We start from the raw sequence: 10498 nt of genomic DNA, 5'->3' as shown, positions 1-10498 counted from the left end.
CTCGCGGTGTACGTCGACCGCACCAAGAGTGTGGGCGGCATGCCGCTGTGGGTACAGCAGATCTGGTAGTTCTCCCCCTGGCGACACGAGAGGAAACGATGAACCATGGTGGATAGCATTCTGTGGCAAGCCATTCAGGACAGCGACGCATTGCTCGCGTTGCTGCAATACGTGTTCTCCGGAGTCAAGTAGGAACCGCCGAGTGTTAAGAGCGCGTGACTCGGACCCTGCCGCTGGCGATGGGCCGTGTCGCTCTCTGGCGACTCGGGCCAGGCTTTACTCCTCGGTCGAGGCGATTCGCTCCCTTAGATGATCATGCGGCGTCTACATTCGAAAGATGTTGTCGGAGGAGTCGTTACACGCCCTAACGAGTGGGTACCGTGTTGCTCTGATCAACCGAGATCTCTCCGAAGACGAGGGTTGCGTGCTGCGGGCTCTGGTCTTCACATCCATCTGCGCGGTGATTGATGTCATCCGCGCCCAACACACCGACCTATCGGCCGGTGCGCGAGATCTCATGGCACTGCTTACGGAAAATCGCCTCGACGGCAACGAACTCAAAGCTGCTCGCGAACACGCTTTGAGGAGCACTAAGAACTCAGTCAAATGGACAATGTGGTGTGCCGTGATCATCTTGGCGATCGCCGCGCTGTTCGAGTTCATTCCCGCAGTACCCAGAGCAATCGGCGCCGTACTCACCCCGATCGCCAACCTTGAGCAGGCAGGTTTCCTCGGGTTCGTGATAGCGGCGGCGGTGACCGCTGTGCTCACTGCGGGCCTTCAAAAGATCGTTGTCCCAGGAGCAATGGAGGACCACCCTCCGCTGAGGTACTCGTTAACAATCGGACGACGAGCCAGCGACCACTTTGCAGTATCGATGCGAGGAACACTCGACCTCATTTTCGGTGCGGGGACCACTCATCGACAGCAGCGTCAAGTGATCCGAACGGTGCGCAAACGGCTCTGGGTCCGAAGCGCCGCCGCGCTAACCTTCTTGGTGTGGGCGGTCGCCATTCTGGTCACCAGCATGACGTAGCGAGTCGAGGCCCGGCAGTTGCAGAGGCAGGGGACAGCCCGGTTCCTGAACGCGGTTCGTCTGATCTCACAGCATCTATATTGGGGGCCATCACCTCGTGTCGAGTTCCGGCCAGATGACTTCGCTGGGGTTTTTGTCGGTGCGAAAGCCTTTCCACGAGGGATGACGCAGGCGACGGTGGAACTCGCGGTATTCGATGGTGCCCACCAACGCCGGTGCCACCCAACGCAACCGGGCGTCCTGCGTGGACGGAGGATCGCCGGCGGTGAACGGATGGTCGGCGGCCGTGATCTCAGCGAGGATGGCTGCGGCCTCGCGGCGGTGTTGCTGGGTGAAGCCGGTGCCGACGTCTCCGAGGTAGACCAGCTCGCCCGAGGGGCTCAGGGCGCCCAGGAGCAGCGAGCGCACCGCGGTCGGGCTGCCGGTCCACCCGCACACGATCACCTCCGCACTGGCCCGTAGCGGCACCTTGATCCACGACGGGGAGCGCAGGCCCCGCCGGTAGATCGAGGAGCTGCGTTTGGCGACCACACCTTCCAGACCGAACTCGGCGGCCATCGCGACCATCGACTCGGGGTCCGCGCCCGGCCAGTACGGGGTGACCTGCACCGCGCCGGTGCTGGTGACGATCTCGTCCAGCAGCTGCCGCCGCTCGAGGTAGGGCAGCGGGGCGGTGTCGTGGCCGTCAGCCTCGAGGAGATCGAACAGGTAGAACGCCGCCGGCACTTCAGCCAGCAGGGGTCGGCGGGGCCGGGGGGTGTGCATGCGGCGTTGTAGCCGCGCGAACGACGGCCGCCTGGCGGCGTCGAGGGCCACGATCTCGCCGTCGACAACGACGTCACGCCCGCCGACCGCCGTGCGCAGGGCCGCGACGATCTCGGGGTAGGTCGAGGTGATGGAACTGTGGTTGCGGCTGAGGACCACGACCTCGCCGTCGGCGACGCGCGCGATACCGCGTTGCCCGTCCCATTTGGCTTCCCACGACCATCCTGGACCCGCCGGGGGTGCGCCTGGCGTGGCGAGCATCGGTGCCATCCCAGCCATCCTGGCCGCCTCCCCGAGGTTGTTGCGTCGACGACGGAGGCCGCCCACCCCCGGTTTGCTGTGGGGGTGGACGGCCTCAGTGCGTTTGGTGGACGGTGCCGGTCAGTGCGCCTCTCGGCGAACGGCCGCTCGCAGCGGCGAAAGGGGTGAGGCCCGGGGCAATGAGCCCGCCACCGTCACGCTCCTCAACGGTGACCCCACCCGCGGTATTCCACCGGCGCGGCTTGGCCTATTCGGCGAGTTTGGCGACCGCCTGAGCCCACAGGAAGAACTTGTTGGTACCCAGGTCACGCACCGTCTTGATGTTGAACGCGGCCTGGAGCTTTTCGGCGTCGCCATCGCTGACACCTTGCAATGCCGCCACCGGTGCATCGGCCAGCTCGGCCAGCGACTTGTCCTCGTATGCCTTGTCGAACTTGTCCGCGATTCCAGCCATGACCTATCTCCTTCGAGCCTCGACAATCCGGAACACTGCGGCCCCAGGATGAGGGGCCGCGCCCGCAGCCTAGACCGTGCGGCCCTTGATCGTGCGGCCCCTGGCCGCGCGGTGTCAGGTTGTGGTGGCGAGTACGGGTCGGTGGTCGGAGGCGTCGTTGCTGCGCCGGCGGTTTGGGTCGTCGTCGATGGAGTTGGTGGTGCCGGCGGCGTCGGTGGTGACCGCGCCGTCGGCGATGTGGTCGACGAGGTTGTGGGAGACGAGGATGTGGTCGATGAGTTCGCCGCGGCCGCGGTAGATACGCGAGAATCGTTGTGCGGCAGGGATGCGGGGGGCGAGGTTCCAGAGTCGTTGGCGGTCGCCGGCATCGGGTTTGTCGTAGCCGGTGGTGCCGATCTCGGAGCCGGGTGGGCCGGACAGGATCTGGGTGGTTTGGGCGTCGACGGTGTCGTTGAGGTCGCCGAGTACGACCAGGCGGGTGGTGTCATCACCGTCGTCGAGGATGGCGGTAGCGGCGTCGCGGATGGCGGCTGATTCTGCGGTGCGCCGGAACAGGGCATAGGCGGCGAAGCGTGTGCGTTCGTGTTCGTCGCGGGGGGTGAAGCGTCCGCCGGGGAAGGTGAGCAGCTTCGATTTGAGGTGGCAGGTCAGTACGTGCACCGCGCCGAGGTCGGTGTCGACGACGGCGTGCAGTCCGGCGCGGCCGAGTTGGTGGATGCGGGTGTCGGTGTCATCGACCTGAATGGGGTCAATACCGGTGGGGAAGTCGGTGACCTCACGCATCTGTGACAGCGGGGTGCGGGCAGCGATCGCCACGCCGATCCCGCGGCGGTCAGGGGTGGCCAGTTCAACGTGCCAGCTACCGCCGGCGCGCTCGAGGACCCGGTCGAGGGCCCGGCGGTCACCGACCTCCTGGAGGGCGAGGATGTCGGGGTCCATCCGCTCGATGACGGCGGCCAGGGCGTCGGCTTTGGCCTCGAACTCCATCGCCGACTCAGGGCCACCGTCGGTGCCGGGCGAGAACAGATTTTCCACGTTCCAAGTCGCGATTCGCATACCGGCCAGGGTGCCGCCGGTTCGAGGTGTCCGCGCGCCCGACAAACCGGGGTTTGCTGGACGTTCACCCACGGCCAACCGTCATGGAAGAGGGGCGTGGACGTCCGGATCGGTCGGCGGCTTCCCGTCCGCGTCCCTGACCGGGCGCCCACGCCCTGGCTGTAGATCGTACCGCCTAGACTCGAATGGATGTTCGAGGAGTGGTCTGATCGGAGGACGCTACGGGTGTTCGATCCGCCGCGGCCGGTGTGGATCGACATGACCGCGACTGGTGTGGCCGGCGGGTTCACCCCGGCCAATACGGTGCCGCTGCGCGTCCGGACCGCCGGCGCGCGCCTCGAGCAACGCATGCAGGGTTGGCAGCATGCCTGGCTCCAGGCCAGCGACGGGCGGTGGGTTGCGGTGGTCTCGGTGCGGGTGTCCAGCGCCAACGAGCAGTCGCACGCCTCGATCCCGTTGACGGTCGCCGCCGGCGCGATCCGCCCCGCAGAACAGTCGACGACGAAGGATGAGCCATGACCGAGAACATCGAATCCGCTGGCGGGACCAGTGACCGCCGCGCACCCAAACGCTCCCGCGCCGACCTGGCTGACCTCACTCTGATCGTGCGCCCCCAGGGGCGGCCGGCACAGATCCGCGCATTCACCGACGCCGAACAGGCCGAAGCCCACGCCTACGCCAGCGAGACCGGCGCCAGCGTCGACGTCCTCGGCGGGGCGAGCAACGAAGCTCAGTAGTCACCCAATCGGTCACCCCTGCGGGTATACATGAGAGTATACTAACTGTATATGCAGAAGGCATATGCCGCCGTGAAGTGCACGAGAGAGGAACACGATGTCTACTACGAAGACCAGGCGCGTGCGTCCGAAGGACCCCATTGATGAGGAGCTGCGGAGGGTGGGGGCTCAGAAGCGAGTGGCTGACTTTCGTGAGCGGCAGAAGATCGTTGAGGCGGCCATGGCTGGGTTGAACCAGAAACTCATCGCGGACTCTTTGGAGGTGTCGCAACCGCACATCAGTCGCTTGTTGGCGGCAGTCAAGCGGCAGAACGCCGGGGCGTTGCGGGAGATCCCGCGCACCGCGTTGGACATCATCACTGAGCGCGATGCCGGCGTTATCAACGATGAGCAGATGATGCAGGCGCTCAAGGAACTCGACTACACCGATGGGGAAGTCCCTGAGGTCAATGGCGTCGCCACCGATGCCTATGTGCGGGGTAGCTGGGACGACATCGAGTTCGCTTTCCAGCGTGATCGACTCACCTTCGATCAGTACTCCGAGCTGTTCACCGCTCGCCGCGACCAGCAGCACGAGGCTGCACCTGACGCTGAGTGAGTACGGTCGATGAGCTGCGCAACGCGGTAGCCGCCGAACTTGCTGCTCTGACCGCCAATGACGGCCCCGCGGGTACCAAGAGCCCCCGCGCCACGTATCAGCAGTTTGCGGACGATCCATCACGCGCCCGGGTGCGCAAGGACATCATCACTGACTACCTCGCCGACGAGCTGGCACCTGGCGGGGGCGTGCGTGAGGCGGTGATCACCGCTGGCGTTCCGGGCGCGGGCAAGTCGACGGCGGTCAACGCGATCCTGGGAGCCGAGGCATCGCAGTACCGTCGCGTGGACGCCGACGAGATCAAAGACGCCCTGCTCGAGCACGCGGTCGCCAGGAATCTCTATGCGGACCTGCTGGGAAAACGGCTCGCTGACGGCAAGCCCGTAGCGCCGCGCGAGCTGGCGGCGCTGGTGCATGTCGAGTCGACCCAGATCTCCGATGCGGTGCGCCGTCACGTCCTCACGAGCGGCGAGCCGATCATCATCGAGGGCACCCTGGCGTGGTCCGAGCATGGAGCGACATTGCTCACCGAGCTCCAGGACGCCGGCTACACACGCGTGCGGGTGATTCTGGTTGAGGTGCCCGAAGCTGTTGCGCAGGAACGGGCCCTGGATCGGTGGTGGCAGGTGCGCAGCGACGGAGGCGACGTGCTCGGTGGGCGGTTCACCCCGCCCGACGTCATCGCCAGCTACTACGGGCCCGACGGGATCAGCGTGTGCCGCACCAACGCCGTGGCGCTTGTCCGTGATGCCGCCGCCTACGACCTCACAGCAGAGCTGGAGGTGTGGTCGGCGTGACCGACGGCTGCGTCCACCGACCTCGACGGCGGGGCCGGGGAATACAGAGTCGCGGAAATGTGATGTAGAACACATGCGAGTGTTGGTCGAAATCGTCGGTTCTCCCACCTAAGAGGTAGGAGGTCGACACAAACCGGAGCGACCTCCCTCGAAACACGAAGGAGAACCCGCGAGATGACCGACCACATCGAACCCGGCGACGACGGCACTGAGGACCCGGACCAGAAGAACCCCGGCCAGGGTACTGCCGAGACCGAAGCGGCACACGGGCCCGATCCGCAGACGACCCGCCCTGATTACCGGGCTGCGTCGCGACGTCCGATCACGCCGGGATTGGATGCCGCGACCCGTGGCCTCCTTCGCCAGGTCATGGCGAGCCCGGCCTACGACGACGTCCTGCGAACGATCCGCCGGCACGCGATGCCCGAGACCCCGAAGCTGCTGCCGGATTTGGTGGTGCCGAAGGTGTTCCCGGATGTCGTGGTGCCCAAGCTCCTCCCGCCGATGCCGAAGATGTTGCCGAATGTAGTGGTGCCGCAGGTGGACGTGCAGAAGCTGTTCAACAACGTCTCTCCGCAGGTGCACGCTGTCGGCGCGATGAAGATCAATTCGTTGCTGCCCAAGATCGGGTTGCCTCACCAGGCCCAGGTCGCCGCGGTCGCGCGGTCGGTGTCGGAGATGGTCAGCGGTCATCTGGTGATGCCGGACTTGTCGGCGGGGCTCCTCGGTGGCGGCGTGCTGGCTGGGTTGCAGGAGAGCATCGTTTCCTTGTTCCGGGACTGGCACACCCTGGCCGGGGTCGGTCACCGTCTCGCGCGGCTCGCGCTGTGGGCAGCGCGCGGTGCCCGTAACGCGGTCCTGAACGGTGACACCGAGGCGGTGAAGGCATTCGCCCGGGAGTGGTTGGAGTTCGCGCGGCTGCCCGCGACGATGCTCGAGGCGGTCATCGCCGCGCTGCTCGAGTCGGGCTGGGATACGACGCCGATGGACGACGACACGCTGATCAAGCATCTGCGGGCGCGCAGCAAGGCCAACCACAACCTGTGGCGTCCGAGTGACGAGACCCAGATCGGTGGCCGGCTCGTGCGGCCCTTCGACGCGCGGGTGACCGCCGATGGGCGCAGCCTCCTGGATATCACCCCGGCCCCGGATACGAAGCTCGCCGAGACCTACACCGACCCTTGGCTCCGGGACGTTCTGAGCCACTTCTCCGAGATCGAGATCGCCATCATCGAGGTGCATGCCGACGGTGGGTGCACCTGGGCCTCGGCCGCGACCCTGTGCGGTCAGCCCACCGAACTCGGGGAGAGCATCCGCCGGCGCCTGAACCGCCGCAAGGCGCAGGTCGAAGCCCGCCGCGGACCCCGGACAGCTGCGAGCTAGGCCCCTGGCATCTACCAATTGGGTAGCGCCCCCGCGATGGGCGGGATGGTTTCGGCTATCCCGCCCCGGGGCGGGCCCCCCAGAATTCGACACGCGGATCGCGTGGACAGTCCGGGCTGTCCTACACGGCTGGCAAGATCTGTGCATCCGATATCTGATAGTGAACGGGGGATTACCGATGGTGTTGAGTTCGATGCGGCGACTAGGTGTGACTGTGGCCGGCGGCGCGGTCGTGATCAGCTTGATGACCGGATGTGGAAGTGCCGAGAACGAAGCCCCGTCCGACGCTTCATCGGCTGGCAGTGCCGTGACGAGCTTGCCGTCCCCAGCCGCGGCAGACAACTCGGAGCGATCGCCGCAGCTGCCGACCTCGTCGACGGCGCAGACGGGCAGTGAAATTGGAGCGGATCAGACCGTCAGGACAGAAGGCGCCACCGCCCGTATCAGGGTGATCGACTCCCCTGAACTGATTGATCAGCAATCGTTGGAGTCACGCACCATTGTCTTTCCGGTGGTGGTGGAGGTGGAGTCAGGTTCATTGAGCGTGGCGCCCACCAAGTGGAGGCTGATCACGTTGTCTGGGAAGCGGATAGAGGGAAGCTCAGCGGCGTCACTGTCCACAGCGTTGGGCGATAGCAAGGTGGATCGCCGCGCCGAAGGTCTGTTGCCGTTCACGGCTACCAGCACACAGTTCGCCGATGACGTGTCGATCTCGCGAATCGAGTTCTACGCCGGCATTAATCTGACTACACCGACAGCACAATGGGACGCAGCCGAACCTATCGCCATCTCATCGCTTCCTCGCCGCTCCCGTTAGTAGACGGACGCCCCTCAACGATCTGATGGCGGCAGGTCGCCATCAGACGTCACTGAGCCTGTCTGCTGTGTCGAACGTGGTGTCCATCAGCGTCAGGACGGCTGCTGCTGCGGAGATGATCGTCGTCGGATCTCCTGAAATGGTCTGTGGCGCCTGGCCGTTGCCGTCGACAGGCCCAGTTGTGGTCTTAACTCCTTGGTATGCCCAGGGGCGGCCGTGCGCATAACCGCTGAGGTGCTGCCACATCGAGAACAGTCCGGCATCTGGCCCCAGACCGTTAGTGAATAGTGCGGGGTCCAGAGAGCTGCCGGCGGCTCTGACCATCATGGTGTCGGTGACGTCGGCGCCGATGCTCTTGAGCTTCGTGGGAGTTTTTCCGGTCGCCGACTTGTACTCAGCCAGAAGCCATGACGCCCGTCTATTGAGCTCCTGTGTCTCGTCGCCGAACTCCTTTACTTCCTCCGGCGACGTGAACCCTGGTTCGACGGTTCGACGGTAGCCCTCGTATGAGGCGTAGTCCTTGGCGATGATTTCGAGAATCCGGACGCGGCGCGTCGCCTGGTTGCTATCGAGGAACCACAGTGCGGTCGCAGTCGTCGTTATGGCTGTACGAGCTAGGGTCGCGAACGCGAACGGGTTAGTCGTGGGCTGGCTACTGCCGGCTTCGCCGATCAACCGGAGGTGGTCGATTGCGCTACCGAGGAACTGCCACATGTACTCCTCGAAAGTGCGCTCAACGGGGTCGAGATAGGCGTTGTCCGCCGCCATTTCGGAGCCCGGCTGCACGGTGATGCTCTGCAACCGGACACGGCGGGTGTACGCCATCTCAGCCAGATGGATGTAGTTTGCGCGGTCGACATCACTCACGCTGGGTGATGATACGAGTCCTTAAGCACGTCGGAGCAGGAAGTTTCTGACGTTCCTGGGCCGGGACGTTGATCGCATGGACCCCCGCATGCTCCAAACCTTAGGTGGGAAGAGCGGGGAGGCTGATGATGAGTTTGTGGCTGACGGGGCGGCGTGCTCTGGTTGTGCCGATGAGGCGTGCGACCATCGCTGGGGCTGTCCAGTTCTGCGGTGTCAGCGTGCCGAGGCATGTTTCCAGCAGTTCTGCGGCACCTGGGTTTGTCAGGGCGGCGTCGAGGAGTGGCGCGTCTCCGGCGTGGGTGGCGGTTATTGGCCAGAGGTCTCCGCTGGGTGTGCGGGCCAGCAAGAGTGACGCTAGGTCGGTCATCGCTTCGTCGACCAGGGCTGCGTCTTGTGGTGCGACTGTTGTGCGGAGTTCGTCAAGTGCTGGGTGGATGAGGTCGGCGACCGAGACCCGGTCCGTGTGCTCGGCTCGTGGTATTTGGAACTGCCAGATGTCGGCAGCGCGTTGCAGGTCCGCGGTGGTGTAGCTTCCGGGAATTCGGCTGAGTCCGTACTGGCCATAGTGCATGAGGAGTCGGGCGATTCCTTGGCGTTCCCCGGGGGACGTTTGCGCTTTGGCGATCGCGTTTCGGATGCGTTGGCTGTCGAGGAGGCGTCTTGCGGCGGTGGCCTCCAACGCGCTGGCGAGTGTTTGGGGTTCTCGCGGGATGGGGCCGTCGAGGCTGCGTAGCGCTACATCGATGATGCGGGTTTGGTCGTTGGGTCGGTCGGCGAGCAAGCCGTCGTCGAGAAGGTAGGCGGCGAGGTCGGGTCCGGCGGGGCATAGCCAGGCGGGCCAGTCGGGGGTGTCGTCGCAGTGCTCGACAATGTTGATGAGCAGTTCTCGGCGATGGTGGCTGTCGAGGGCGAGTTTTCCTGCCGCGAAGAGCCATGTGTTGCGCCAATGTGGGCTCAGTCCGGTGACTTCGAGGTTGGTCCGGATCTCGGTGTCGTTGCCGTCGATGATGCGGCACCCGGCCATGAGCTCTTGCAGGCTGCGTACGTCGAAGGAGACGGTGTCGTGTTCGTCGGCGGTGAGCAGGACTAGCCGCTGTGTGGCGATGGCGAAGATCTTTGCTGCGAAGGTTGCCGCTTCGGCGTCGTCGTGGCCGGCGTCGCGCATGTACTGGGAAGCAATCTGTGAGAGTTCGCTGCGGGGCATCTTGGCAACGACCTCTTCGGTAGTCTCGCAGCGTGTTTGAAGGATCGCTCCGACGATTTGGTGTAGCTCGATGATCGCCGCTTTCCGGTCGCGGAAAAACGATCTATTGGTGGTGTCCTTGTTCGCCTCGCGTTTGAACACGGTCTCGAAGTAGGTCCAGAACAGCTGGTATCGGGTTGTGGGGAGTGCACCAGATCCGCCGAGGATGATGGTGAGGATCAACACTTGTAGTGGTGTTTTGAGTAGTCGCTCGATGGCGGGATTGGCGGCGGCTTCATCGAAGCGGGCGAGCACGTGTGTGCGGTGTGCGACATCGTCATGCAGGCGCCGTTCGGTGATGTGTTGGGCGTAGGCGATGGCCTCGGTGGTGGTGAAGTCCGCCAGGTCGATCTGGTCGAAGTGCTCGGGAAGTATCTGTTCGGTGTAGCCGGTGCGCCGGGTGGTGATGATCATGAGCAGGTCGGCGTCAACGGTGTCTGCCCACTCAAGGAGGCTGTGTATTTCGTCGACGATGCGGTGGCGT

12 protein-coding genes are annotated in these 10498 nt (G+C 64.8%); 7 read left to right on the top strand and 5 right to left on the bottom strand.

Translation table 11 applies throughout. The features are described 5' to 3' along the window. Nucleotides 1-424: 424 nt before the first annotated feature. Nucleotides 425-1036, top strand: a complete 612-nt coding sequence (locus tag ACFW3F_RS24960) for a hypothetical protein (RefSeq protein ID WP_388062322.1) — start codon at nucleotides 425-427, stop codon at nucleotides 1034-1036. 90 nt (nucleotides 1037-1126) lie between these two features. On the opposite strand, the gene ligD is transcribed toward ACFW3F_RS24960, so the two are convergent. From ligD to ACFW3F_RS24945, 3 genes are all read right to left on the bottom strand, one after another. Further along, nucleotides 1127-2062, bottom strand: coding sequence for a non-homologous end-joining DNA ligase (gene ligD, locus ACFW3F_RS24955; protein WP_388062320.1), 936 nt, complete (start codon nucleotides 2060-2062; stop codon nucleotides 1127-1129). 247 nt (nucleotides 2063-2309) lie between these two features. Then, nucleotides 2310-2516, bottom strand: coding sequence for a hypothetical protein (locus ACFW3F_RS24950; RefSeq protein ID WP_044508856.1), 207 nt, complete (start codon nucleotides 2514-2516; stop codon nucleotides 2310-2312). A gap of 114 nt (nucleotides 2517-2630) precedes the next feature. Continuing rightward, entirely contained in the window at nucleotides 2631-3572 is a 942-nt protein-coding gene (locus ACFW3F_RS24945) for an endonuclease/exonuclease/phosphatase family protein (RefSeq protein WP_388062318.1), read from the bottom strand. Between the two features lie 258 nt (nucleotides 3573-3830). On the opposite strand from ACFW3F_RS24945, the gene ACFW3F_RS24940 reads away from it, so the two are divergent. The 6 genes from ACFW3F_RS24940 to ACFW3F_RS24915 all read left to right on the top strand — a co-directional run bounded on the left by ACFW3F_RS24940 (nucleotide 3831) and on the right by ACFW3F_RS24915 (nucleotide 7904). Further along, nucleotides 3831-4091, top strand: a complete 261-nt coding sequence (locus tag ACFW3F_RS24940; protein WP_388062316.1) for a hypothetical protein — start codon at nucleotides 3831-3833, stop codon at nucleotides 4089-4091. After that, nucleotides 4088-4309, top strand: coding sequence for a hypothetical protein (locus ACFW3F_RS24935; RefSeq protein ID WP_388062314.1), 222 nt, complete (start codon nucleotides 4088-4090; stop codon nucleotides 4307-4309). The genes ACFW3F_RS24940 and ACFW3F_RS24935 overlap by 4 nt, the downstream gene beginning before the upstream one ends. A 160-nt stretch (nucleotides 4310-4469) precedes the next feature. Beyond that, nucleotides 4470-4907 (top strand): winged helix-turn-helix domain-containing protein, encoded by a 438-nt coding sequence (locus ACFW3F_RS24930; protein WP_388062312.1) that lies wholly within the window; start codon nucleotides 4470-4472, stop codon nucleotides 4905-4907. Next, a complete protein-coding gene (locus tag ACFW3F_RS24925; RefSeq protein ID WP_388062310.1) occupies nucleotides 4904-5704 on the top strand; it encodes a zeta toxin family protein in 801 nt (266 codons plus the stop codon). The genes ACFW3F_RS24930 and ACFW3F_RS24925 overlap by 4 nt, the downstream gene beginning before the upstream one ends. A 174-nt stretch (nucleotides 5705-5878) precedes the next feature. Then, the gene (locus ACFW3F_RS24920; protein ID WP_388062308.1) at nucleotides 5879-7087 is read left to right on the top strand and encodes a hypothetical protein; all 1209 of its coding nucleotides are present in this window, start codon (nucleotides 5879-5881) and stop codon (nucleotides 7085-7087) included. Between the two features lie 178 nt (nucleotides 7088-7265). Further along, nucleotides 7266-7904 (top strand): hypothetical protein, encoded by a 639-nt coding sequence (locus ACFW3F_RS24915; protein WP_388062306.1) that lies wholly within the window; start codon nucleotides 7266-7268, stop codon nucleotides 7902-7904. A gap of 42 nt (nucleotides 7905-7946) precedes the next feature. Here ACFW3F_RS24915 and ACFW3F_RS24910 read toward each other — a convergent pair whose 3' ends face one another. Beyond that, complete coding sequence (locus tag ACFW3F_RS24910; RefSeq protein ID WP_388062305.1) at nucleotides 7947-8771, bottom strand: hypothetical protein; 825 nt, start codon at nucleotides 8769-8771, stop codon at nucleotides 7947-7949. Nucleotides 8772-8871: 100 nt separating this feature from the next. Beyond that, nucleotides 8872-10498, bottom strand: a 1627-nt coding sequence (locus ACFW3F_RS24905) for an NACHT domain-containing protein (RefSeq protein ID WP_388062303.1), incomplete at its 5' end; no start/stop codon positions are given.

Origin of the sequence: Gordonia sp. NPDC058843 (genome assembly GCF_042743165.1) — a bacterium.
Taxonomy (GTDB): domain Bacteria; phylum Actinomycetota; class Actinomycetes; order Mycobacteriales; family Mycobacteriaceae; genus Gordonia.
The sequence above is the reverse complement of the archived record's forward strand: the minus strand, read 5'-3'. Positions and strand labels throughout refer to the sequence as shown.